General features: G+C 42.0%; 25 protein-coding genes and 1 tRNA gene. 12 read left to right on the forward strand and 14 right to left on the reverse strand.

Going from position 1 to position 24,597, the window contains the following annotated elements:
* Positions 1 to 9: 9 nt before the first annotated feature.
* The 7 genes from EHR06_RS06445 to EHR06_RS06475 all read right to left on the reverse strand — a co-directional run bounded on the left by EHR06_RS06445 (position 10) and on the right by EHR06_RS06475 (position 7,585).
* Positions 10 to 1,005: an efflux RND transporter periplasmic adaptor subunit gene (locus EHR06_RS06445; RefSeq protein WP_135756247.1), complete on the reverse strand. Its 996-nt coding sequence runs from the start codon at positions 1,003 to 1,005 to the stop codon at positions 10 to 12.
* Positions 1,002 to 2,417, reverse strand: coding sequence for a TolC family protein (locus EHR06_RS06450; RefSeq protein ID WP_135756248.1), 1,416 nt, complete (start codon positions 2,415 to 2,417; stop codon positions 1,002 to 1,004). Before EHR06_RS06450 ends, EHR06_RS06445 begins: the two co-directional genes overlap by 4 nt.
* Positions 2,418 to 2,526: 109 nt before the next feature.
* Positions 2,527 to 2,853 (reverse strand): hypothetical protein, encoded by a 327-nt coding sequence (locus EHR06_RS06455; protein ID WP_244288525.1) that lies wholly within the window; start codon positions 2,851 to 2,853, stop codon positions 2,527 to 2,529.
* A 138-nt stretch (positions 2,854 to 2,991) separates the two neighbouring features.
* Positions 2,992 to 3,480, reverse strand: a complete 489-nt coding sequence (locus tag EHR06_RS06460) for a hypothetical protein (RefSeq protein ID WP_135756249.1) — start codon at positions 3,478 to 3,480, stop codon at positions 2,992 to 2,994.
* Positions 3,477 to 6,194: a preprotein translocase subunit SecA gene (gene secA / locus EHR06_RS06465; RefSeq protein WP_135756250.1), complete on the reverse strand. Its 2,718-nt coding sequence runs from the start codon at positions 6,192 to 6,194 to the stop codon at positions 3,477 to 3,479. The genes EHR06_RS06460 and secA overlap by 4 nt, the downstream gene beginning before the upstream one ends.
* Positions 6,195 to 6,263: 69 nt before the next feature.
* Complete coding sequence (locus tag EHR06_RS06470; RefSeq protein WP_135756251.1) at positions 6,264 to 6,959, reverse strand: type 1 glutamine amidotransferase; 696 nt, start codon at positions 6,957 to 6,959, stop codon at positions 6,264 to 6,266.
* Positions 6,956 to 7,585 (reverse strand): TlpA family protein disulfide reductase, encoded by a 630-nt coding sequence (locus EHR06_RS06475; protein ID WP_135756252.1) that lies wholly within the window; start codon positions 7,583 to 7,585, stop codon positions 6,956 to 6,958. Before EHR06_RS06475 ends, EHR06_RS06470 begins: the two co-directional genes overlap by 4 nt.
* Positions 7,586 to 7,671: 86 nt before the next feature.
* On the opposite strand from EHR06_RS06475, the gene EHR06_RS06480 reads away from it, so the two are divergent.
* The 7 genes from EHR06_RS06480 (at position 7,672) to EHR06_RS06510 (ending at position 12,634) form a co-directional block, all read left to right on the forward strand.
* Positions 7,672 to 8,205: a DNA primase gene (locus EHR06_RS06480; protein ID WP_135756253.1), complete on the forward strand. Its 534-nt coding sequence runs from the start codon at positions 7,672 to 7,674 to the stop codon at positions 8,203 to 8,205.
* Between the two features lie 42 nt (positions 8,206 to 8,247).
* Positions 8,248 to 9,579: a 6-hydroxymethylpterin diphosphokinase MptE-like protein gene (locus tag EHR06_RS06485; RefSeq protein ID WP_135756254.1), complete on the forward strand. Its 1,332-nt coding sequence runs from the start codon at positions 8,248 to 8,250 to the stop codon at positions 9,577 to 9,579.
* Between the two features lie 109 nt (positions 9,580 to 9,688).
* On the forward strand, positions 9,689 to 10,180 hold the full coding sequence (locus EHR06_RS06490; protein ID WP_135756255.1) for a response regulator: 492 nt from the start codon (positions 9,689 to 9,691) through the stop codon (positions 10,178 to 10,180).
* A complete protein-coding gene (locus EHR06_RS06495; protein WP_425269482.1) occupies positions 10,113 to 11,528 on the forward strand; it encodes a HEAT repeat domain-containing protein in 1,416 nt (471 codons plus the stop codon). The genes EHR06_RS06490 and EHR06_RS06495 overlap by 68 nt, the downstream gene beginning before the upstream one ends.
* On the forward strand, positions 11,528 to 12,019 hold the full coding sequence (locus tag EHR06_RS06500; protein ID WP_135756256.1) for an LIC_11959 family protein: 492 nt from the start codon (positions 11,528 to 11,530) through the stop codon (positions 12,017 to 12,019). The genes EHR06_RS06495 and EHR06_RS06500 overlap by 1 nt, the downstream gene beginning before the upstream one ends.
* Positions 12,016 to 12,516: a hypothetical protein gene (locus EHR06_RS06505; protein ID WP_135756257.1), complete on the forward strand. Its 501-nt coding sequence runs from the start codon at positions 12,016 to 12,018 to the stop codon at positions 12,514 to 12,516. The genes EHR06_RS06500 and EHR06_RS06505 overlap by 4 nt, the downstream gene beginning before the upstream one ends.
* A 44-nt stretch (positions 12,517 to 12,560) precedes the next feature.
* Positions 12,561 to 12,634, forward strand: a tRNA-Ile gene (locus EHR06_RS06510).
* A 363-nt stretch (positions 12,635 to 12,997) separates the two neighbouring features.
* Here the strand turns inward: EHR06_RS06510 and EHR06_RS06515 are convergent.
* The 4 genes from EHR06_RS06515 to EHR06_RS06530 all read right to left on the reverse strand — a co-directional run bounded on the left by EHR06_RS06515 (position 12,998) and on the right by EHR06_RS06530 (position 14,787).
* Positions 12,998 to 13,576 carry a hypothetical protein gene (locus EHR06_RS06515; RefSeq protein WP_135756258.1) on the reverse strand — a complete coding sequence of 193 codons (579 nt, stop codon included), beginning with the start codon at positions 13,574 to 13,576 and terminating at the stop codon, positions 12,998 to 13,000.
* A gap of 47 nt (positions 13,577 to 13,623) precedes the next feature.
* Complete coding sequence (gene vapC, locus EHR06_RS06520; RefSeq protein ID WP_135756259.1) at positions 13,624 to 14,022, reverse strand: type II toxin-antitoxin system tRNA(fMet)-specific endonuclease VapC; 399 nt, start codon at positions 14,020 to 14,022, stop codon at positions 13,624 to 13,626.
* Positions 14,023 to 14,253 carry a type II toxin-antitoxin system antitoxin VapB gene (gene vapB, locus EHR06_RS06525; RefSeq protein WP_135756260.1) on the reverse strand — a complete coding sequence of 77 codons (231 nt, stop codon included), beginning with the start codon at positions 14,251 to 14,253 and terminating at the stop codon, positions 14,023 to 14,025.
* Between the two features lie 204 nt (positions 14,254 to 14,457).
* Positions 14,458 to 14,787, reverse strand: coding sequence for a hypothetical protein (locus EHR06_RS06530; protein ID WP_135756261.1), 330 nt, complete (start codon positions 14,785 to 14,787; stop codon positions 14,458 to 14,460).
* Between the two features lie 258 nt (positions 14,788 to 15,045).
* Here EHR06_RS06530 and EHR06_RS06535 point away from each other — a divergent pair, with 258 nt between their 5' ends.
* The 5 genes from EHR06_RS06535 (at position 15,046) to EHR06_RS06555 (ending at position 21,397) form a co-directional block, all read left to right on the forward strand.
* The gene (locus tag EHR06_RS06535; protein WP_135756262.1) at positions 15,046 to 16,929 is read left to right on the forward strand and encodes a PAS domain S-box protein; all 1,884 of its coding nucleotides are present in this window, start codon (positions 15,046 to 15,048) and stop codon (positions 16,927 to 16,929) included.
* A gap of 89 nt (positions 16,930 to 17,018) precedes the next feature.
* Positions 17,019 to 18,896 carry an alpha/beta fold hydrolase gene (locus EHR06_RS06540; RefSeq protein WP_135756263.1) on the forward strand — a complete coding sequence of 626 codons (1,878 nt, stop codon included), beginning with the start codon at positions 17,019 to 17,021 and terminating at the stop codon, positions 18,894 to 18,896.
* A 60-nt stretch (positions 18,897 to 18,956) separates the two neighbouring features.
* Positions 18,957 to 19,532: a bifunctional nuclease domain-containing protein gene (locus EHR06_RS06545; RefSeq protein ID WP_008592198.1), complete on the forward strand. Its 576-nt coding sequence runs from the start codon at positions 18,957 to 18,959 to the stop codon at positions 19,530 to 19,532.
* A gap of 97 nt (positions 19,533 to 19,629) precedes the next feature.
* Positions 19,630 to 19,983, forward strand: a complete 354-nt coding sequence (locus EHR06_RS06550) for a phasin-related domain-containing protein (protein ID WP_135756264.1) — start codon at positions 19,630 to 19,632, stop codon at positions 19,981 to 19,983.
* Positions 19,984 to 20,080: 97 nt separating this feature from the next.
* Positions 20,081 to 21,397 carry an MFS transporter gene (locus EHR06_RS06555; RefSeq protein WP_135756265.1) on the forward strand — a complete coding sequence of 439 codons (1,317 nt, stop codon included), beginning with the start codon at positions 20,081 to 20,083 and terminating at the stop codon, positions 21,395 to 21,397.
* 52 nt (positions 21,398 to 21,449) lie between these two features.
* Here the strand turns inward: EHR06_RS06555 and EHR06_RS06560 are convergent, their stop codons facing one another.
* From EHR06_RS06560 to EHR06_RS06570, 3 genes are all read right to left on the reverse strand, one after another.
* On the reverse strand, positions 21,450 to 22,058 hold the full coding sequence (locus EHR06_RS06560) for a hypothetical protein (protein WP_135756266.1): 609 nt from the start codon (positions 22,056 to 22,058) through the stop codon (positions 21,450 to 21,452).
* Between the two features lie 154 nt (positions 22,059 to 22,212).
* Positions 22,213 to 23,427 carry an Lsa36 family surface (lipo)protein gene (locus EHR06_RS06565; RefSeq protein ID WP_135756267.1) on the reverse strand — a complete coding sequence of 405 codons (1,215 nt, stop codon included), beginning with the start codon at positions 23,425 to 23,427 and terminating at the stop codon, positions 22,213 to 22,215.
* Positions 23,428 to 23,461: 34 nt separating this feature from the next.
* Positions 23,462 to 24,592 carry an acyl-CoA dehydrogenase family protein gene (locus tag EHR06_RS06570; RefSeq protein WP_135756268.1) on the reverse strand — a complete coding sequence of 377 codons (1,131 nt, stop codon included), beginning with the start codon at positions 24,590 to 24,592 and terminating at the stop codon, positions 23,462 to 23,464.
* Positions 24,593 to 24,597: the final 5 nt, after the last annotated feature.

Genomic DNA, 24,597 nt, shown 5'->3' on the forward strand with positions numbered 1-24,597 from the left:
TCATAGAGATTAAAATCCGAAACTAAGCCCTTTCAATAGAATGGCTCCTTCCACAACCACCCTGTCCCCTTTGGTTAAACCTTCCAGAACATTGACTCTTTCTCTAGTTGAGATCCCGAGTACAACTTCTCTTCTGAAAAATTCGTGAGGAGTTTCTTCTACGAATACGTAGTTTTTACCCTCTACTGTAACAACCGAGTTAAAAGGAATAACTACCGAGTCACTTCCCGTTTCTTCCGGGAATTTTACCGTTGCAAACATTCCGGGTTTTAATCTATAACCTTCGTTTTTGATCGCGATCCTGACTTTTACGGTTCTTGTATACGGATCTACGTTATCTCCGAGTGCTTCTGCTGTTCCGTTCCATTCCTGGTTCGGGAAGGAGTTAAATACAACTTTTACCCTTCTTCCTTTTTGCAGACTCGAAAGCTGGGACTCGGGAACGTCTGAGATGATCCAAGCAGTTTGACCGGCTGCCTTTTTGATCAATGCGGGGTTTAAACCTACAGCTCTCAGTTTTCCTTCGAACTCGGCGAATTCGGCCTCGTCGTTATTCACTTCGGTTTCTGCTTCTACCAAATCTTTTTCGGTAGCGACCCTATGTTTGAACATATCCTTAATACGATCCAAATTTTTGCGGGATCTATTCAGACTGTTCTTAGCATGAACATAACCCACATAAAGATCATTCAACTCTGCAGATTCGAATAATACGATCTGCTCTGAATCGGATACGGAAGGAGAAGTAGTGGCAATCAACCTTGCAGGGGCTTCTACATTTACGAATTCTCCGGGCTTACCTATCTCCGCACTTTTGACGATCTCTAGGCCGGGACTATTTTCTTTAAACTCTATCCTTTCTCCATGATCGTGAACGATCGCCTTCTGAGGACGAGGAGCGTTTTTTTTCCCGCCCTTGTTCAATGTAAAAGAAACAATGGAAACGGAAATGGCCGCCACCAGAACGATTAATAAAATTCTAAGTTTGTTAGATGATGGAATCATTTCGAGCCCCCTTCTTTAGCACCGGAATCTCCGTTGGATTTATAACTAGGGATAATCAGTCCCGTTCCGACAGAGTAATTTACTCCTTCGATCGCTTCCATTCTGTCCGTTTGGAGGCGTAACATTTCCACGATACTGGATCTGTATGTTTCGAAGAAGTCTGCGAATTCTAAAATGGATATATAACGTTTTTCGTAACTAAGGATCATATCCTCGGCGAGATCCGCGTAATCCTTAGTATAAGTATTTCTGAATTTTCGATAAAGATCGTCTTTTGCTTTTGCGGTAGCCAAGGCAACGCTCACATCATTCTCCACTTCCAAGATCAGGTTTTTTAATTCCTGTTTTCTGACTTGGATGGATTTTTCTGCAGCCTTGATATTACCTTGGTTCCTATCGAAGATCGGAATATTCAACTGAGCGGTAATCCCCCAATAGTTCTGGAAGGCGGTTCCCCCTCTGTTGTACATAGGACCGAATGCAAGATCCGGGATCGCATTCGCATGTTGTAATTCCAGGTTGGCTTCTTCGTATCTTAAAGCTTGGACAGCTTTTTTCAGATCGGGCCTATATTCCCGAGCCTTAGAAAGCATATTATCTAATTTTAAACCTTCTAAGGTCGCTTTTTCCACGAAGTCCAGATCCAAAACAGGAACGATCGCGACAGACTGGCTCTTGTAAGTGTCTTCGTTTAGAAGAACTCTTAGATCCGCTTCTTTCTCAAGCACCTTGATCCTGAGATCTTCTCTTTCCTTTCTTAAGAAGAATAGAAGTGCCTTTAAACGTAAAACTTCCGCCTGAAGGACCGCTCTTCTTTTATAAGCAAGTTCTGCGGAGTTTACTGTTTTATCCAAAGCGATCAAACTTTTATCATAAAAAGCGATAGCATCTCTATAATAATGAATAAAGTAGAAGGTCCTACGAAGTTTAGTGATCAGCGCTCTTGCAAGATCGTAAAATTCCTGTTCGCTCATCTTAGCGCTTAACTCGGCAACTCTGATCCGTTTGTCTATCTTACCGCCGAGCAAGAATACTTGTTGGATTTGCACCACGGTTTGTCCCGATCTGGTAAAATCGAAATAACGTTGTGTAGGCTCGGCGAAAATACTCTGATCTATAAAAATATTCGGGTTCGCATAGAGGCCTGCTTGCTCTATGCCTGCTTTTCTCGCATCGATATTAAATTTAGAAGCGAGTAATAGAAGGTTATTCTTCCAAAGCAACTCTTCTGCCTTGGCAAGTTCTAAACGAACTTGTGTCCTCTCCTGATCTCCCGAAGCTGCCGCGATCCTTGCTTCGGAATACAAAGGATCACTTACCCCAGGAGCACCGCCTGTGGACGAATCCGGCTGAGATACGGTCTGATTTGTCACCCAGACCAAAATTAGGAACGTTAGTATCTTTTTATTCATAGTTGTACGAAGTTATCTCTAAAGATAGCTTTAGCTTGCGCAAAGACCCCCTATGGAACGAAATTCATAGACCTATGGCCTGAAAATCGTTCCGAAGTAATATAACTGATTAAGCCTGGATAGGTGGGGGTAGATTTGTTAAGGAGAAGTGTAGAAGTCTTTCCGATCTATATCGGCTGTCTACGAATACGATATTAGAATCGAATGTGGATGGGGTCCAAGGATAACCAGTTAACTCATCAGCAATAAAATCGACAAATCTACTGTCTCTCTCTCTTGCTTGAGTATAGACTAAACCTTCGGAGTCGTTAAGATCCGATTCAAGGGCGGTGGAAATGTTTTTCTTTGTTTGGGATAAAGAAATAGCACGGCTCTCTAAGTCTCTATCCACCCATTCCAAAGTGGATGAAAAGACTACCAGAGCAATCTGTAGCAATATCAGCAGAATGTAAGGTATGCGCCGCACTATTATGCCAAAAGAATATAGCGGATTATTCCGTCAATCCTTACTATATATTACGAAGAAACTTCTAATATTCCAATCCGTTTTTTGTCGAATTAAATAGAAGATTAACTAACGATTAGGACTAGGTGGTGTATAACCCACATGGATTACTGCACCTCGCTGAAAGCGTATCAAGATCTCTCTATCCGGTCTAGATCCTTCTGCAAATTTAGAGACAGGTCTATAGTATAACCATTCTTCCATTCCTGGGGCCCAATTATTCACGATCCTTTTTTCGTCCGGTTCCCCAAGTTTGTTTTTTACATATAATTTATTTTGATACAATAAGGATCGAACCAACTCTTCTCTAATAAAGATAGTAGTAGAAGCTTGTACTGCATTCGGATCCGCATCTTTTCCCAATAAACTTATGTCTGCATCCGGAATAGATTTAAGTACGAATTCTTTACACTTCACGTCATCCGCAAAGGTTTCCATACATTCGGAATACAATCGTTTCGGGCTCTTAGATTCCTTACTCGATTCAGGGAAAAAATACGCACACTGAACAAAGTTGAATAGGCAAAGAGTGAATACGACTGCAGACGCGGATCTCATTTTCTTTTTCTCCTGCTCGTCTTCCTTTCGGAACCCCCGCCTCCGGAAGTCACAGGCATTGCCTCTGCTGCAGGATTTTTAGGTTTAGCTCCCTGTAATTCTTGGAAGCCTCCGGTCAATTCCTGACCTACTTTTTTATACTCTTTTTTCTCTTCAGGCAACTGAGTTTTTTCGGTAACTTCTACACGAAGGAGGAAGCTAACGATCTCGTATTTCATATTCTCGATTGCTTGGTCGAATAATCTAAAACCTTGCAGTTTATATTCTACGAGTGGGTTCTTTTCGCCATAACCTACTGTCCAGATACCTTCTCTCAGATGGTCCATGGAATATAGATGTTCTTTCCAACGATGATCCAGAATATCTAAGAAAATATTTCTTTCTAAAAGTTTCCAAACATCGGCGCCGATACGGTCCGCTTTATCCTGGTAAAAGCCTTGAGCGGAATTATTCAAAGAATCAAAAACTGCTAATTGAGGATTTTTGGATTTTTTAATTTCATCCTGATCCACTTTCCAAGGAAGTCCGAGACCTTCGAACCATTCTTTTAAAACATCCCATTCCCAATTATTAGGATTTCCTCCCTCACAGGTGGCAACCACTTGGGCTTCGATCATTTCTTCTAAGAAACTTTTTGCTTGTCCGGTTACATCTCCGCCTTCCAGGACTTCGTTTCTCATCTTATAGATCACGATCCTTTGGCGGTTCATTACATCGTCGTATTCCAAAAGATGTTTACGAATATCGAAGTTATGACCTTCCACCCTTTTTTGGGCTCTGGCAATCGCGTTAGACACCATTGGGTGCTCGATCTCTTGTCCTTCCGGCATCTTAAGTCTTTCCATGATGCCTGCGATCCTATCGGATCCGAAAATCCTCATCAGATCGTCTTGTAAGGAAAGGTAGAATCTACTAGAACCAGGATCTCCCTGACGACCGGAACGACCTCTAAGCTGATTGTCTATCCTTCTCGCCTCATGTCTTTCCGTTCCTAAAATATGAAGACCGCCTGCTTCCAGAACCTCTTCGTGGTTCTTTCTCCAGATCTTTGCACTGGTCAATATTTCATTTGCCTTGGATTTTTTGGCCTGAGAATCCAATCTTTGAGAAACGGATTCCGCTCTTTCGAAGTCTGCACGAACAACTGCTTCTTTAAATTCACTGATTACCGGATCCGATTCTTTCCAAGACTCCAGACTTTCTTTAAATAGCTGAGCCCCGCCTAAAACGATATCCGTTCCCCTTCCCGCCATGTTCGTAGCGATCGTAACCGCTGCAGGTTTTCCTGCATTTGCGATGATCTCAGCTTCTTTTTCATGGAATTTAGCGTTTAAGACGTTATGCGCAATCCCTGCCTGAGCCAAAAGTCTAGCAAGAACCTCCGATTTTTCGATAGAGATCGTACCTACGAGCACAGGCTGCTTTTTATCTCTGCAATCCTTGATCTCATTTAAAATTGCGGTGAATTTTTCTTTTTCAGTTCTATAAACTCTATCAGCTGCATCCTTTCTTTGGACCGGGACGTTCGGAGGAATTACGATCACATCCAGATTATAGATCTTATGGAATTCTTCCGCTTCCGTGTCTGCAGTTCCAGTCATACCGGAAAGTTTTTCGTACAATCTGAAATAGTTTTGGAAGGTGATACTGGCGAGAGTTTGGGATTCTCTTGCGATCGGAACTCCTTCCTTCGCTTCCAGAGCTTGGTGAAGTCCGTCAGAGTATCTCCTGCCGGACATCAAACGACCGGTGAACTCATCTACGATGATCACTTCTCCGTTTTGTACCACATAGTCCACGTCTCTCTGGAATATTTTATGAGCTTTTAATGCTTGGTGAACGTGATGGACCAGATCCACGTTTTGAGGAGCGTATAAGTTCTCGATCCCTAGGATCTCTTCTACATGAGCCACACCCTTTTCCGTCATCAGAGTGTTTTTGGCCTTCTCATCTTTCTCGTAATCTTCTCCCTCGACTAACCTAGGAATGATCTTGTCTATACGAGTGTATTTGTCAGTGGATTCGTCGGAAGGACCTGAAATAATCAGTGGAGTTCTAGCTTCGTCGATAAGAATCGAATCCACCTCATCCACGATCGCAAAATAATGTGCTCTCTGAACTTTATGATCAATATGGGAGACCATATTGTCTCTCAAATAATCGAAACCGTATTCGTTATTGGTTCCGTAAGTAATATCTGAAGAATATGCCTTTTTACGATCATCATGGTCCATATCATGTTGGATGATCCCGACAGTTAGTTCCAAGAAATCGTAAATCGGTTTCATCCAATTTGCATCCCTTCTTGCCAGGTAATCGTTCACTGTAACCACATGAACACCTTTACCTGCTAACGCATTTAGATAAACCGCAAGTGTAGAAGTAAGAGTTTTACCCTCTCCGGTTTTCATTTCGGAGATATTTCCCCAGTGAAGAGAGATACCGCCCATCATCTGCACATCAAAATGGCGCATCCCTAATTTTCTTAAGGCTGCTTCTCTTACTGTAGCGAATGCTTCCGGAAGAATATCATCCAGAGTTTCTCCTTTAGAGAGCCTTTCTTTAAACTTTCTAGTCTGGGAAGAAAGTTCAGAGTCGCTTAGGGAGCGCATAGACTCTTCCAAAGAATTGATTTGGACTACAATCGGAGTGAGTCTTTTAAGATCTCTTTCGTATTTACTTCCGAATAAAACCCTGAGTAATTTCTGAATCATGTATGCACCATCAACCGTTTCAATTCAATATGATAATAGTCCCGGAATTCGGGACACTGGATAAAAATATTATAAATCCAAAATTCCTTCGAACAAAGCCCTGCCGGCTCTTTCCATCTGAGACCTAAGATCTTCCGTTTCGGGTCCGGGAATCCATCCTGCTTTTTTTATAAATTCAGAATGTACATTCTTCCAAACGCTTAACATATTCTCTGTTACTTCCAGATGACATTGGATACCGAATACTCGGTTCTCATATCCAAACATCTGGTTAGAATAAAAACTTCCTTGTAACAGATGATCTGCACCTTTAGGGATCTCGAATACATCTTCGTGTAGATGAAAAGCCGGAAATGAAGAAGTCCCGCTCAATTTAGAGAATGCAGGGTTAGAAGGATCCATCACTTTTACGTCAGAGAACCCTACTTCCGGGCCCTTCTCTCCTTCGTACACCTTGGCGCCTAAGACAGTTGCTAGGATCTGAGAACCCAAACAGATCCCGATCACCTTTTTATCTTTCATAGATACTAAGTGAGACGCAAGTTCCAGCCAAGGTTTGAAAAATTTATGCTGATTCGGATCATGGACCGTTTGGGGTCCGCCTAAGAATACTACCAGATCGAACATCTGATGTGCCGCGGGAACGATATGCACTCTTTCGTCGTACGCGTTATGATAAGTGATCCTATAATTCCTAGATTGCAAAGAATCCAATAGAGTTCCGGGACCTTCGCAGTCCTTGAACCGAACGATGAGACATCTCATGATTGGCCGGCCATTTTTTTGAAGAAGATCACTTTCATATTTTTAGGGATTTTATTCGGGTCGGACTCTTCGCTGATCGGCCCAATAAAATTATAATATAAGATCAAAGGTTTTGTTTTGAATAGAAGCGTTTCCGGAGTTCCGGTCACTAGTCCTTCGGTACGATCCACTTTGAAAGGCGGCTTCATGATCAGGACAGGAAGTTGTATTCCGAATTTTTTAACTTCTTCTTTCATTAGAACCGCAGCTTCTTTCATTTTTTGTTCGGTAGAAAGAGCTTCCGGATTATCAAAAAATATATCCGGATCCACGATCATGTATAACTTGATATGCGGAGTTTTTTTCAGTTCCGCATTCAGATAATTTAAAACCGGGATTTCCTTGATACAAGGAAGGCAATTCGGTCCGTACACATTCAGTGCGATACGGTCCGCTGCAATATCCGATATTCGGATATTCTCCCCTTCCAAACTGATGCCTTCAAAATCTTTGACACCTAGATTGGATTGTTCTGATGGAGCACAAACAGTAAGAAGGCTCGCTATTATTAAAAGGATTAGGCGGAAGAAAATCCCCTTGGAAAAGGGAAAACTAAGCCTGGAATCGGAGTTGGCCTGAGAATCCATGGGCGTTTACCAAAATCGAAGATTCTCCCCAGAATTCAAGGAATAAACGAAAGATATAAGGGATTGACAGAGAAGGGAAATTGAGAATGATGGTAGTTTCAAAGGCCTCTATCCCCTCTCAGGAATACAAAATGACCCAGAACCAGAATTCAGAATTCGATATTGTAACTTTGATTGAACTGGCCAAAAAAAACAAGTATGAAAGAGCCGTAGCCGGCTTCCAAGTCCTGGATAGAATCGACAGACTCGAATTGCCTAAAAAGATCAAAGGACGCAAACTTGCAGTCCAAGCGATGTTTGCACTCGCAAACGACGAAGTTCAGTATAAATACGTAACTAAAGAAGAAAGAGCCATCACTGAAGCGGAAGCTCAAGGAAACGGAGCCACTTATTCTCAATTCAACGGGCTATTCGAAGCTCCTCAAGCCCCCATCGCAGAAGAAGATATGGAAGAAGATTTCATTCCGGAAGAAGCTGCAAAACCTCTTATGGACATGGAAGATGGTGAAGAGGGAGAATCCTACGACGAAGAGGAAGACGATTCCGATGACGACGAGGATGAAGAAGAGGAAGATGATGATGATTCCGACGACGATGAGGACGAAGAAGACGAGGATTAATCTATCTTCCAGCTTGTCCGGCAATCTGACGGTTCTAATAATTTGAAGGAGGAAAATTCCTCCTTCCATCTACATTCTACACAAAATCCGATCAAAGAGGGAGAGAGAATCTCTCTTTCTATTCCTTCTCCCCTACAAAAAGACGAAATCCTGGTAATCATTGGGATTGGCTGCGGCTATCATGTGATTTCATATTTGAAATCTGTCGAAGATACTACAAAAATCCTACTACTCGAACCATTCTCCGAACTAGAATCTCTAGTTGGGGCAGAACTTAGGGAAAAATTAGGCGGGGTCCCGATCCATTATGGTTGGGAGAAGTTTTCAGAGTTAGATAGATCCCACTGGATGCCTGCTGGTACCAAGAACCTTCGAATTTTCATTCATCCGAATTATTCCAGACGTTATCCTGAGCTGAGCGAAAAGATCCTCTCCTTCTTCCAAAAGAAAGAATCCGTTTCTCAAAACAAACTCGCGAAGCAGGAATTCGGAAGATTATGGGTCAGGAACTTCTTCAAACATCTAAAAAAGTCTTCTGAAAGCCGGGACTCCTATCGAATTCTCGGAAAAACTATTTCGCCTAAACCTGGGAAGATAGGATGTTTTGTAGGAGCTTCGCCAAACCTAGAATCTGAGATCGATTGGATCCGCCAAAATAAGGAAAAAATCTTCCTACTCAGTTCGGACACTGCACTCGGCTATTTATTAGAAAACGAGATCCAACCGCATGCGGTGCTTTCTATAGACAGCGGACTTGGTACATTCTACCATTTTCCGGAGCGCATTCCTGAGAATATTCCAATCTTTACCTGGTTTGGCGGTGCTTGTAGGATCTTCGACCTCAAAAACCCAAAGATCATCTATCTTTCTACCCATCCGTTGGACCAGATCTTAGGAGCAAAATTTTATCCAAATGCACCGATCTTAGAAAACCCATCCTTAAATGTGGCGGGCCTTGCAGTTTCGCTACTTCAATCTTTAGGAGCAGAATCCGTTCTATTGAAAGGATTCGGTTTCGAAAGAGAAGGAGGAAAAACTCACTGCAGATCCACAGGTTACGAAAGATACGACAGATTTTTCATAGATCGTAAAAGAAGCTTATATAATTCGAGATATACACCTGAATCTAGATGGAGAACAAGAACGAGCGTCCTAGAAATATTACAGAATTGGAGTCCACTCCCTATTCTTTCCGAAATCGACTCCAAGGCGCAAACGTTTTCAGGCTGGGAAAATTCTTTGGACAGTTATCCTTCTTCTTTTCCCGGTTCCGGACAAAACTGGAGAAAACTTTGTTCCGGAATTTCGGAACTTCCAAGTGAGATCCGGAACCTTCTTCCCAGAGAAACTAGACTTTTAGATCCAAGAACCTAATTTTGGGTCGAAGATCCTACAAGAAGAAGATTCAACTACTTGACATTCCGGGAGAATTCTCCAAAACTCTCTAGTTCCGGGAAACCGGCCAACCTTTCGGTCTAGGATTATGAATAAAGGTTATATTATTTGTGTCGATGATGAAGTGTCGGTGCTGGAGACTCTCCAGGAACAGCTTCATAACGAATTCGGTAAGACTCATGAGATCGAAACCGCAAGAAGCGCTGAAGAGGCACTCGCCTTATTGGATGAGATCCAAGCTTCCGGTTATGTGATCGAAGTTATCATTACGGATCAGGTAATGCCCGGTATGAAAGGCGCCGATTTTTTGGAATCGGTCCACAAACGGTCTCCTGACTCGATCAAAATTCTGCTCACCGGCCAAGCCGGTTTGGATTCCGCAATCCACGCGATAAATTTCGGGGGATTGAGCAGATACGTGGAAAAACCCTGGAACATAGAGGATCTAACCAGAGACATCCGATCTTTGATAGAAAAGTTCCGGCAGAACCTGGAGAATCAACATTTAGTCAATGAGCTTAACAGAAGAATCAAGGAACTCGAAGAAGAAAACCGCAAGCTGCAGCAAACAGGCGAATAACCTGCTCTCGGCCCTCGAAAACAAAACAGATCCGATCTTGCGGCCTTCCCGCTTTATTAGCTTGGCCGGTATTTCCACGCTTTCTCTGGTATTGTCCTTTCTTTCTTTCGGCGCCTTGGCCGCAAAAGAAGCTCCGCCTAAACCTAAATATACGGAAGAACAGATCCGTAAGAAAAAAGAAGTACTTTCAAAAGTTCTAAAATACGGGACCACAAAAGAAAGAGCAAGCGCTCTAAGAGAACTAGAAGATTTTCCAAAAGAAGAAGCTGGAGAATTATACGACCAAGTCGGAGTGATCCTTTCCAAGGATCCGGATTGGTCCATGAAGATCTATGCTCTTAGAATTTCAGGAATCTTAAAACTTACCCAATTCGAAGATAAGATCATCGCATTATTAAAACATGACCAGCAAGATGTGCAGAAAGAAGCGGTCTATGTAGTCAAAAAACTAAAATTCGATTCCGGGATCCCTGTTTTAACTGAATTACTTAAGGCCCAGGACTTCACCAAAAATTCGAATTTTCTGATCGCACTTATAGAAACATTAGCAGAATTTCCTCAGGCAAACGAACCATTCTCCGTATTAGAAGCAAGATTCCAAGAGAAGTTTAACGATCCTGAAGTAAGAGCACAAATCGCACTCTATTTCGGAAAAGTAAAAAAGTCTTCGATAGAGAATGTTTTGATCGCAACTGTAAAAGATGAAAAAGAACCGATCACACTTCGCGCCTACTCGGTAAACGCACTCGGAAAGATCAAATCGGAAGCCGCAATCACTCCTCTCAGAGAACTTCTGGAAAAGATCCGCGCTTTAAAATCCAAGAACGATATCCAAGATTACCAAGCACTCAAGATACACACAATTACCGCTCTTGTTTCCTTAGGAGATAAGGAAATTATAGAAGAATTATATTCATTCGCAAGAGACGACGATGCAATGGTCCGACTCCGCGCCATCAAACATTTGGCGGAAACGGAAGATCCTGCAGTGATCGAAATTTTAGAATATAAGGCACAAAGAGATCCCAGCGAAAAAGTAAAACGTGCTGCCCAAAATGCTTTGGACCAACTTCGTAAAAAATTAGATCCTAGTTTTGTGCCTGCAAGTGCAGAGACCAAACCTGCAAAAGATACAAGCACCAGAAAAGCGGGAGGTTCCGGATCTTCTTCATCCAGAAGGTCCAGACCTAGCAGCGGCGGAGGAGAAGGTTCTAATCCTGTTCCATTAAGCGGAGAAGGAGCCGGATCTTCCGGAGGCAGCACTGGCGGCGGATCATCCGGTTCAGGAGGTTCTTCCGGAGGAGGAAAACCATCCGGCGGAGAATCAGAGGATCTGGAAAACGATTAATGAAACAATTCCTTCTCCTATCCGCAATCCTTTGTATCATACCAACATCGGATGGGAGAAGATTGGATGCGGAACCCGCAGGAAATACATACCGAGGGACGATCACTCTTAAAGAACCTAGAGCCCTCGATATAAAAGAATCCTTAACTGATTCTTCTCCCAATTATCCGGAAACAATCAAACTATATTACCAAGGCCTAAAGGAAAACTACGTAGTATTCTACGATTGGAACGGACATACATTATATTATAAATATAGAGATAATAAATTCGATAGAAGATTCAAAAAATACGTATCAAGATTAGCGGCTGGCGCACCTTACGAAGTAACAGGAGAATACCAAGGAGTATTCGTATTCGAAAACAAAACCATTCGAAGATTCAAGAAGAAGGGAGAAGATACACTCGCAGACAGAAAAGAAAAACAGTCCATCCCGGTATTCCAGCTAGTCAAATACAGAGAATTGATCTTAGAGGAAATCATCTTTTGATCCGAGTTCCCTTCTACAAAATCCTTCCTTTCTTATTCATCCTCACAAGCGCTTCCGTGTCTTCTGTTCCCTTAGACCCGGACCAAAAAGTCTACCAACCTGGAGAAACATTTACCGAAAATTTTATCCGGATCGATTTTCCTGAAAAAGCACTGGTCCGCACCGAATCCAGAAAACGCTGGAGAGCGGTCCCACTCAAAGACAGGCCTTGGCTTGCCATATGGAGAAAACTGGACAGAGTCGGAGAAGAAACTCTGGGAACCAAGGTACTAGAAGCGGTGTTTCCAAACGTTACACCGGAAAAATTCAGCATCTATAGGACGGAGATACTACGTTGGTCTAAAGAAGACAATTCCGGAGGAAACCCACTCCAACTCTATTTTTTTCTGCTCCGAAAAGAAGATAAGGCCTACACATTCTATATCGCTTTCTACAAAGAACGCCAAGACTTAAAGGATTGGTTTTCCGATCCAAACCGTTACTTGAACCCTCAGTAAAATCGACTTGCTAGTAGGCGTGGTCCTCAAAAAATGGAGCCTCCGGGCCTATAGCTCAGTTGGTTAGAGCAGCAGACTCATAATCTGCGGGTCGAAGGTTCAAGTCCTTCTGGGCCCAAAAATTTTTCCTCATTTGCCCATACAGCAGATTCAGAATCTCCGGGTTGCAGGTGCAAGTCCTTCTGGGCCCAAAAATTTTTCCTCATTTGCCCATACAGCAGATTCAGAATCTCTGGGTTGCAGGTGCAAGTCCTTCTGGGCCCACCATTTTTTTCCCATATTTCAATTTCAGATAAACGGTCCAGAAGGACTTGAAGCTTTTGCACGAGAGCATTTGCAGCGATCCGTAGAGAGCGTCGCAAATGCGCCGCGAGCCATGGATGGCGAAGCGAGTGCAAAAGACGCCGTGGAGCCAAGTTTGACAGGAAGGCAAACTGCGTAACGGCAAGTCCTTTACTCATTATTTTAAACGCAACATTCTTCAGTTAATTGAATAAAATAAAACAGTCTCCAATGCACGCATGTTAGTTATTTCTTTATCAATATATTTCTTTTCTTTTAGTATATTTTGAATCATAACCATTTCCGGTTTTTGGGAAAAATCGCGTAACGTTAAGTTATATTGAATGTAATTCTCTATGTTGTTTGTATTATAGCCCCTTCCTTTCTTATCAAAAAGAGCTTTATATACCTTCGAATCCCAGATCGCGTACATTTCCGGATTCATAAAATGTAAAAATTTACTCCCACCTACAATGGAGTTATTGATCTTTTCTTTAATTAAACTTAAAAATTCTACGGAACAATTTCCGATCTTTATATTTTCCTCATAAAAAGAATAATCATCTTCTCTTAAAAATTTATAATCCAGAATGGTTGGCATCCATCCATATACAATATGAGCAACCACAACAAATGATTTTCTATCAATTTTTTCTATACTTTGAACAAAATCCAGTAAATCATGATAAACTGATAAATATTGATTATTAGGAGTGGCGCTTAAACTTAGAGCCTTTGAAACAAAATATTCGACAGTAAATGATTTAAAGTTCTCCATAATTTTTGAATTTATTTAAAATTTAATGATGCAGCGCGAATGACTTACTACAACGACCAATCCTCTATTTTTAGATTCTTTACTCTATTAAATTCTTTCGTATTGTTTGTAATGAACACAAGATTTCGTGATAAAGCTTGTGCAGCTAATAATGTATCAATAGATCCGATTAAATTTCCTGATTTTTTCAGATCGACTTTAATAATCCCAAATGCTTTTGCATCAGATTGTTCAAAAGGAAGAATTTCGAATATTGATAAAAATTCTATTAGTGAAATCCTATTTTTCTCTTTATACGTGCTGTTCTCTATGCCGAATTCCAGCTCGGCAAGTGTCAAAGAAGATATGAATAATCCCTTATTCATATTTTTCTTTAATTTATCCAATAATATTTGATTTTTCTTTTTTATAAGAAAAATGCAAATATTAGTATCAAGAAGATACACTTAAAACCTTTCTCTTTCAGATTCAGAAAGTGTTTCCCGTCCTTCCCTTAAAAAATCTTCGCTAAAGCCGTTCAAACCATCAAGAAATACATTCCATACTTTATTCTTCGGAACTAAGATAACTGCTTCTCCAACCTTCTGGATGAAAACGTCGTCACCCTTGAATTGAAATTCCTTAGGCAATCTTACTGCCTGGCTTCTTCCATTTATAAATAGTTTTGCAGTTTGCATTCATTTTAATCCTCGTTAAGATATATATCATGATATATCACAAGTCAATTCTTAATTTAGTCCCTGCGGCAGGGATACGCAGGGCGACAGTCCGGCCTTGAGCCGGACGAGCGCGAATGGCGAGCCCGAAGTAGCCCGTTCCGAGCTTTGCTCGGAGCCGCCCATATTTTTTGTAGGAACTCCAACACGCCACAACTGGCAAACTTAACCACCCACTCCGTGATCCAAGATCCTTCTCAAAAACCAATCCGCACCAAAATACAGAAAGATACTTCCCGCATAGAATAGAAGGAAGAAGACCCATTTTAATCTGGAGCCGTAACCTAATCCAAAATAGATGAACGCAACAACATAGAGTGAGTGTTTGATCCCGCAGATGAGATATAATAAAAGAAATGCGTGGTCCAGTTCGGTGAGATGTCCGTCAGGAAATCCGATCAACGACCTTTCGTAAAAGAAATACGCAGAGAGACCAAGCGAGATCGTTCCTAGATAGATCGCAGTTGGTAAAATTCGTTTTTGGAATGTGTTCATATTCTCTCCGAAATTTCGAGTGTAGGATCTTCGACGAACCGGATCGAAACAAGACATAAACTTTTTAATGCGACAGAATAAGGTAAAGATTTCCTAATATTATGTCTTTTGAATTAGTTTTTCAGAAAACCGAAGCGATTAGAAGGCAGTCTAAATTTTTCAGTTTTGCTTGCCCTCTCATTTGGGATACTGTAAATTGTGTCAGAATAACTAAATTAGTCAAAACTTTGACACAGTTTACGTTAGGAGAAACTCGGGATGATCCAGACTGTAGAAAAAATCTTTAGAGAATACTTCCCCATCCCGGAAGAAAGAAAGAAAACCATTCTCCTAGTGGAGGATGAGGCCATCATTGCGCTCTCTGAAACCCAAAGATTGAAAAAGAACGGGTTCAGAGTTATCTCCGCCTACACCGCAGAGGAAGCGGTCCAAATTGCGACTAACGACTACACCATCGATCTGGTCCTCATGGACATTGATCTCGGGAGAGAAGAAGATGGCACGGACGCTGCGGTCCGTATTCTAAAAACAAGGGACATCCCTATCGTATTTCTATCCAGCCATACCGAACCGGAGATCGTCGAAAAAACGGAGAAGATCACTTCGTACGGTTATGTTGTTAAAAATTCAGGAGAAACCGTTCTGATCGCTTCCATCAAAATGGCTTTCAAATTGTATGAATCCCATCTTCGTTTAAAAAGAAGTGAAGAATCCTTAAAAGAAAACCAAGAACTTCTAAAAGCCACATTAAGATCCATCGGAGACGGAGTTATCTCAACTGACGAGCTGGGCAATATTACGGATATGAACTATGTTGCGGAGTCTTTGACCGGCTGGTCCAGAACGGATGCGATCGGAGAACCTATTGAAAGAGTTTTTAAGATCGTAAATGCTAAAACCAAAAGAAGAATGAGAAACTCTGTCGATGTTCTTACCCCTAGAGAAAAGATCATGGGTCTGGAAAACCAAGCATTACTTATTTCTAAATCAGGTTCCGAACATAGGGTCGCGGAAAGTTCCGCTCCGATCCGTTCCGAAAAAGGTTATACCGCGGGTTCCGTTTTAGTTTTTAGGGATATTTCCAAAGAATATAGTTTGCTGGAGAATATTAAAGAAAGTGAAACTAGATTTAAAACCGTAGCAAACGCTGCTCCTGTAATGATCTGGGTCTCCGGCCTGGACAAAAAATGTAACTGGTTCAATCAAACCTGGCTGAATTTTACGGGTAGAAGTATGGAACAAGAGCTTGGTGACGGCTGGGCAGAAGGTGTTCATCCGAACGATTTGGCAGAATGTATCCAGATCTATTCCAGCCATTTCGATGAAAGAGAAGCTTTCAGCATGACCTATCGTTTGAAGAATAAGAACGGTGACTGGAGATGGATCCAAGATAATGGTCTTCCTATCACGAATGAATCAGGCATTTTTACGGGTTTTATCGGCTCCTGCGTGGATATCACGGAAGCAAAAGAAGCATTGGAAACCTTGGCAAAAGATCTTCATGAAAGGGAATATCTCTATACCGAACTCCAGCATAGAGTTAAAAATAGTATGAATATGATCAGTTCTATCGTAGAGATAGAGGCATCCAGATCTTCAAATACTAAGCTGGAAAATACTTTGGAGAATTTGGTAAATAGGATCCATTCCGTCGGGAATTTGTACGAGATGTTATCCACTTCAAACAATTCACATTCCGTACGTTTGGACCGTTATATCCAAAAGATCACTGAAAATCTGCTGAATGCATTTAAAGAAAAAACAAAAGAGATCTCTCTTCAACTCGATCTGAACGATCTGGAAATAGATGTAAAAAGTGCAATTCCTCTCGGGCTCATTTTGAATGAACTAGTCACCAATATTTTTAAATACGCTTTCCCTAAAAAACAGGAAGGCAAAATTTCCATCCGACTTTTTAAAGAAGAATCTTGGGTAAACCTGGTAGTCTCGGACAATGGGGTTCCTTTTCCAAAAGGTTTCCGAACAGATTATTCTCCGGGCCTCGGACTCCAGCTTGTGAATATGTTAGTCGATCAGTTGAAAGGAAAGATCCAATGGAAATTGAATGGAGAGAAAGAAGTTTCCATCCGTTTCTGCAATAAGGAACAACATTCGGATCAATTTTCTTTCGTACGATCTTAGAAATTTCTTCCCGATTTTTCTAAATTTCGGGCCAAAATTAGCCAGAATTCCAGATTGCCATTCTGCAGGGCGAAATGGAAACTTAAACAATGGACCAGACCCTAGCCCGAAAGGTCACCCCAAAGCCCCGCAGGAAAGGGGGCGCTTATACGGTGGGAGCGGAAGATATTTATATTTTTCCACTTTCCGAAAGTACGAACATATTTCTTCAAAAAGTTTGGACCGCATTCGTAAACAAAATGGTCTCCATGACCCTTCCGAATGGAAAACCTGTATTCCAGTATGCAATTTTCGAGGCGATCCAAGATAAAAATCTGAAGATCGTAGCATCCGCCACTCATTTTAGAATGAAACAGGTAACTGATAGGATCGGACTCCAAAGTATAGATGACTTCATCCGAAATACGATCCCAATCTCCATCCAAGATCCGGGAAATCTTTCTGCCAGATATTTGAGAGAAGCGATCCTATCCGTAGAAAAGAAAGCAAGACCGGAAGTTTATTTCCATAGTTTGGATGATGAAAGGGTCCATCCCAACTTAAAGCAGCTTCTTACCAAAACAATGAACTATGCCGCGGGAATTCCTTTGTTTGTGAAAGGTTTTCCGATCGGTATGTTATGGGGGATCCGCAGGGACAATATGAGCCCCGAGCAGGAAGAAGAAGTCCGCCAGCAGTTATACAGCCTTTATGACGTAGTGGACTTTGTGATCTCCAAGGAGATGGGCCTAAAAGGAGATCCTTACTACGCACGTAAGAATATCGAAAAGTCGGATCTTCATTCCAGAGCAAAACATCTATTCTATACCAGAGGTTTCGGCCAGGACGAGCCTGTTACTACTATAGTATTCGATTCTCATACCTACCAAAGATCGTATCGACTCGACGCGAGTTTTCTAATTCCTTCTGGGGATGGATACTCCGTTAGTTTGAAACGTTTCGAACCGAAGGAAAGGAATGATACCGGTAAGAACCTTCTTCTTATCCCCGGCTTTTTTTGCAGAAGGTCCGTAATGGACAAGGTTGCCAGAGAGTTATCCCTCCGCCATGGTTATAGGGTATTCTCCATGGATATGAGGGGAAGATCCAGAAGGACACTTCCTCTCTTTGGGATACGAGAAGGCTGGACTGTGGATGATTTTATCCAGGAAGATTTTCCTGCTGTCCTGGGATGGATCAAAGAGAATTTCCCGAACGAACAACTAGTCGTAGTCGGTCATAGTATGGGGGGAATGATCCCTAGATTCTACTGTTCCGCATACGAAGAGATCGTAAAACAAAAACCGAATCCTACCGTTCCACTTCTGGATCCGAAAGAATTGATCTCTGGAATCGTTTCCATTACTTCTCCCAATTTTGTGAGATTGCAGGCACAAATCCCGGGTCTGGATATTCTAAAGATGGGACTAAAACTGGTTCCTTCTAAAACGATCTCAGATTTTCTTTTTGATCTGACTTCTTTTTCTTTGCAGACTACCCTTCCTACTGTGGACCTGAATAAATTTTTTAAATTTCTTCTGGGATTACATTCTTCTTTGAGAGCGGTTTCTTTTGATCTTCATGCAAAAGTTGTAAACCTGAGAGACTTCGTGGGATATAAACAGATCTCTCCTCCTGAATGGTATTTTCTGATCGAAGATATTTTCTGCGAAGAATCCACAAAAGTGGTTCTTCAATTTTTGAGATCTCAATTGAGCCAAGACAGATCTTTTCTCTCCTACGACGGAACTTTGGATTATACCGCGCTCCAAAAAAATCTGCAGATCCCTCTTTTTTCAGTTTTGGGTTCGGTGGACAAAGTGGTTCCGAGTGAAACGATCGAGAACGATCTTGCCGCACTTCCTCACAAAAAAAATAAGATTCTTTCGTACGAACAGGGTCACTTAGGTATCGTTTTCCACATGCCGGTGGTGAAAGAAATGTGCTCGGAAATTGACTCCTGGATCAAAGGATTGGACTCGACTTGAGCCCCAGGTTTAGAACGCTTGACATTTCGGGAAACGAAAGATAGGTTCAAATACTAGGAAATGGATCTTTTGGAAGCGACCATATATAATATCTCTCTCACGAATGTGGGCTTTGCCGTATTTTTGAAGGCAAAAGACGATTCGGATCAGAGGGTCGTTCCGATTTTTATCGGTCCTCTAGAAACACATTCCATCACTTCGGTTTTAGAAGGTACAAAACCTCCTAGACCAATGACTCACGATCTTATGACAATCCTACTCACCACTCTGGGAGTGCAGATCGTAAAGATCGCGATCGAAGAAATTATCGATAATACTTTCTACGCGAAGATCACTCTACGTAAAGACGAAGAGCTCATCGTTCTAGACGCAAGACCTAGTGATTCAATCGCACTTGCTCTTCGTGCTAACGCTCCGATCTATCTCGCAAAAAAAGTCATCGAAGAAGCCGGGATCGTAATGAAAGACGACGAGATCCCTGGAGAGACTATCGGAAAAGAAAAAATTTCCCAGTTGCCTAAGTCCCAGTTGGAGATCCTACAGGATTCTCTAGACAATGCTCTAAAAGCTGAGGATTACGAAACTGCGGCAAAGATCAGGGATCAGATCCGCAAACTTCTGGAAAATCCCTCCTAATTTCTTTTCAAATCCGTAAAAAATCGGATTTTTCCTACGAACATACTGGACCTAAGTCCTTTCCTTCTATATCCTTGGTCCCCTCGGAGCAACAATCATGGAAAAATCTCTAATGGACATCCTAAACGCCGGAATCGCATTATTCCAATCCGGAGAAGATAAACTAAAACAAAGCCTTTCCGATCTGGACCATGCCTACCAGGATCTAAAGAACAAAGGAGCACAGAACCAATCGGAACAAGCAAATAGACTTAGGGACCTGATCCAAAAAACGGTAGGTGACGCTCAGGATAAACTACTGAATGCAAATGAAAGTTCTAAAGCTGTGATCAATCAGCTCAAAGAGAATTTCGAAAAAATTTCCACACAAATAGACGAGGCTCTTCCGGAAGAATTTAAAACTAAGGCAAAGTCTGCTTTAGAAGAGCTGAAAAAGCTTACTAAAAAGTAAAATTCGGAAAAGTTGATAAAAGTTAACCCTTAGAAAAATTCGGGACAAACAAACCGGGTCCCGGATACTAGGCCTCATCTTATTCAGGCCACTCGTGATGCGGAAACAATCCTTCATATTAATACTTACAGTCTTCATTGACATGATGGGATTTTCCCTCATCTTCCCTATTTTTCCGGAAACATTAAATCATTTCCTGGCCCAGGCGGGAGATCCTGTATTGGATCTTTTGGCCGGTTGGACTTCCCGTATTTTGGACGGAAGAACAAGTGACTGGAAACTTTTCGTAGCACTCTTCGGCGGGATCGTAGCCAGTTTATATTCCATACTTCAATTTATGTTCTCACCTATCTGGGGAAAACTTTCGGACAGTACTGGACGTAGACCTGTTTTAGTTTTTACCTGCACCGGTAGTTTTTTAGGATACCTGGTTTGGTTATTCTCGGGAAGTTTTTCCTTATTCGTTCTTTCAAGACTGATCACAGGTCTTATGGGCGGGAATGTTTCCGTGGCAACTGCTGCGATGGCGGATTCCACTTCTGAACAAGACAGAACTAAAGGAATGGGAATGATCGGAGCCGGGATCGGTCTTGGATTTATTGCAGGTCCTTCTATCGGCGGGATCTTGGCACATACGGATCCTTCTTATCTTCTTCCTTTTTTACCATTGGAGAAGATGACGATCTTCCCTTCCGTCGCTCTGATGGCGACTGCCGCATCTTTCGTAAATTTACTTTTAATACTTTTTAGATTCAGAGAGACTCTTCCTCATAACTTACGTAAAAAATCGGAAGGAAGGATCCACCCTGCATTAGGAGTTTTTGATCTAGGTTCTAAAGAGATCATGTATATGGGTTTCTTGAATTTATACTTCTTATTGTTCTTTTCCGGATTCGAATTCTCCCTTAACTTTTATTTGGATCAATTCTTAGGTTATAAACCTGTAAGTATAGGTTATACTTTCGTTTATATCGGACTCATCATTGTATTCGTACAAGGCGGGATCATTCGCAGGATCAGCGGAAAAGTTCCTGAAAAAAAAGTGGGACTTCTCGCTTCCGTATTTTTGATACTCGGATTTTCATTCCTATATTTTTCCAGCACGTCGGTGATCGCTTCCGAAGGATCTACGTTCTTATTATTCGTGGCATTGACTTTTTTAGCGATGGGAAGTGCGTTCTTAAATCCTACAGTATCTTCTATCGTTTCCTTGTTCTCTTCTCCGAGCGAACAGGGAAAAAATCTGGGAATATTAAGAAGTTTAGGATCTTTCGGAAGAGGGATCTCTCCCATCATATTCAGCGTGATATATTCTCAGAAAGGGCCTCAGACTTCCTTTTTGGTTTCAGGGATCTTAAGTTTACTTTTCTTAGGTCTGTTTCTATTTGTAAAACAGCCGTCTCCTAAAAATTAGAAAAGAAGAATATTCTGACGTATATCGGATGATCTGCTTCGATTAGTTCGGATCAAAGAACCGCGTTCAATGCTTCTTTGAGTCTGTGAAAATGGAGTTTTTCGTCCAGCTTGGATCCACTTTCCAATCTAAGTAAGAATGTATCTCTTACCTGACCTGAATCCGTTACGGCTTTAAAGGAAAGAATATCCACTCCGAATAAGAATAGGATTTGAGAGATCTCAAATAAGATACCAGGTCTATCTTCCATTCTAAGATCCATCACTGTGGAATCGCTGATCTCGGAGTTGAATAGGAAAATTTCAGGAGTAATTTCCACCTTGGCCCTTAAACTTTCCATCTTTTCAGGATGGTTCGCCAAATAGTTCATCACTGACATTCCACCGTAAAACAGCTCATGAAGATCCGCATGGATCGCATTCAGATGTTCGTCCGTCATCGGAGAACCGTCTATACGTTTCACTATAAAGATGTCTTGGATATAGCCATCCATGGAGGTTTCGGCGATTGCCTCTTCTATATTCCAACCATGAACATAAAGGACTGCGGTGACCCTATAAATGATCCCTATCTCGTTTTTAGAAATATTGACCTTTAGGGCATAAGCCTCGCCCCTAGGGATACAAGAGAGATGTAGAGGTTTTCCTGGAGTAGTGATCATCGGATACCTTTATTGCTGAATTCCTGGACATTTTATCCAATGGATTTCAGACTTTTGCATTCTACTAACAATACTGCAAAAGGCGTGCCTTTTTCATATAAGCTTATATAAAAATATCAGAAATAAACAGCCCGGTCCCACCCGGACACTATACTTATAGAGCGAACTTAACACCCAGGTTCGCAGAATAGATCTTATCGTCAGTGGCCATTGCTTCCGCCAATACCTTGAACATCAATATGTTCAATTCGAAACCACCCACAAAATAGTTCATCTGAGTTCTAACATCTGCAGCTCCACTGGTCCTTAAGGATAGTGTTCCGCCTGCATTACCGTTCATCTGTTGGATGACCTGAGGAGGAAGGCCTGACGCGTTAGGATCTAGGGCCAAATACAAAGGACCGCTTACTCCTAAATTCAATTTAGTATATCCCGTATTATTGGAAATACCTGCACCTGCAAATAGGGTTAATATATAGAATAGCCTAACTCCGGTCCTAATATCCACCGGAACGGATTGTACCTTGGATTGATAAGCGAAGTTAACGTCGGCGTCCCATCTACCTGTAGCCGGACCGAATGCAACTTTAACAGCATCTGTTCCGCTCGGATGATAATTCATATTGATCTCTTCCCATTTTCTGTGGAAGCCGATCCCCAAACTAAGTCCCGTAAATCCGAAGAAGTCCAGCTTGGTATATCTTTCTTTCGCGATCTGGAATCTAACGGTCATTCCGAAACTGTTTATATTCCCGGACATGGATAGATCCTTAGAAGTGGAATCACTCAGTGATTTAATATCCCCATTGGAGATATCACCCTGGAATCCGTGCGCATAAATATTAATTCTATGCAGGAAGGACCTGCCTGAATCCTTCTCGTCATCGGTTGGCTGGTGAGAAGGCCCCTGACCGAGTAACCAGCCTAGGTTCACACCTACCATTACTCCAGGATTGATCGAAGCTCCTACATTCGGGAACTTAGGAATGGAAATATCCCCGTATTGGATATTGATATCGTCCTTTTTGACTCCTGCAACTCCTAGACCCGCTCCCACTTGGAAACGATTCACAGTTCCAGGTCCCATCATAGAAGAATTGATATTGGCTAGAACGGAGGCGTCCGCCATTGATTTGGTCAACTCGTTCAGATATTCTTTACGGATTGTTTCTTCCAAACCGTTGAACTGAGCGACTGTGGACGCTGGGATTAAACTACAGACATTGTTTCCGGAAGCAGGAGGAAGGCATGTTACCTGCGCTTCTGCAGAAGAAACCGGGATGAAATATAAGGAAGAAGCTAAAATAAGGAAGGCGGCGTATCGAATACACCACCTAACTATACTCTCTAAAGGAGCCATTCGATCCATTTTACCCTTGGACGATGACTATTTCGAGTTTATTTCAGAGTCCTAAACTTCCACCAATAATTTCTTTCATGATTTCGGTGGTCCCGGCATAGATCGTCTGGATCCTTGCATCCAAATACGCTCTTGCTATCGGGTATTCCATCATATAACCGTATCCTCCGAAGAACTGGAGGCAAAGGTCAGTATGACGTTTTTGCATTTCGGTGGAATAATACTTAGCCATAGAAGCCTCTACGGTTAATTTTTTTCCAGCAATATGCTCCGAAACCACCTTGTCGACGAAGGTACGGCACATTTCCAGTTCCGTAGCCATTTCCGCCATTTGAAATTTGATGTGTTGAAAACTTCCGATCTTTTTCCCGAAAGCCATCCTCTCTTTAATATATTTTAGAGTCATTCTCTGGACGAGTGCTGTGGCTTCTACCGCTGCAATCGCCAATACGAGACGCTCTTGAGCGAGTTTCATCATCAAATAACGGAAACCTTGTCCGTCTTTTCCGATTACGTTCTCTTTAGGAACTACTACGTCGTTGAAGTATAATTCCGAGGTGTCCTGGGCCTTTAACCCGATCTTCTCGAGATTACGGCCTCTTTCGAAACCTTTCATTCCCTCTTCTATCATAACAAGCGAAATCGTGCCGTTTTCATGTTTCACGGCGGTAATTACTAAATTTGCAAGCTGTCCGTTGGAAATAAATGTTTTCTGGCCGTTGACAATATAATGGTCTCCCTTGTCGACGGCGCTGGTTCTAAGGCTTTTTAGATCAGAACCTGCTCCAGGTTCCGTCATAGCGACCGCTAAAATGCTGTCCCCGCTGCAACAACCGGGCAACCATCTTTTCTTTTGCTCTTCGTTCGCATAAGCGGTTATATAAGGTGCGATCACATCGTTATGAAGGGATACAAAAAATCCGCTATTCCCGGATCTGGAAGATTCTTCTATTACAACAACGTTATATAGGAAGTCCGCGCCGGATCCGCCGTATTCTTCCGGAACATCAGGGCAAAGTAATCCGCTTGCTCCCGCTTTTTTCCAAAGTTCTTTCGGGACCATTCCGACTTTTTCCCATTCATGGTGATGAGGAGTAACTTCGGTTTCGAAAAACTTGCGCGCCATATCACGAAAAGCTTCATGCTCTTCGGTAAATTGTAGGACTCTTTCCATTTATA

It is taken from the genome of Leptospira dzoumogneensis, from assembly GCF_004770895.1.
GTDB lineage: Bacteria > Spirochaetota > Leptospiria > Leptospirales > Leptospiraceae > Leptospira_B > Leptospira_B dzoumogneensis.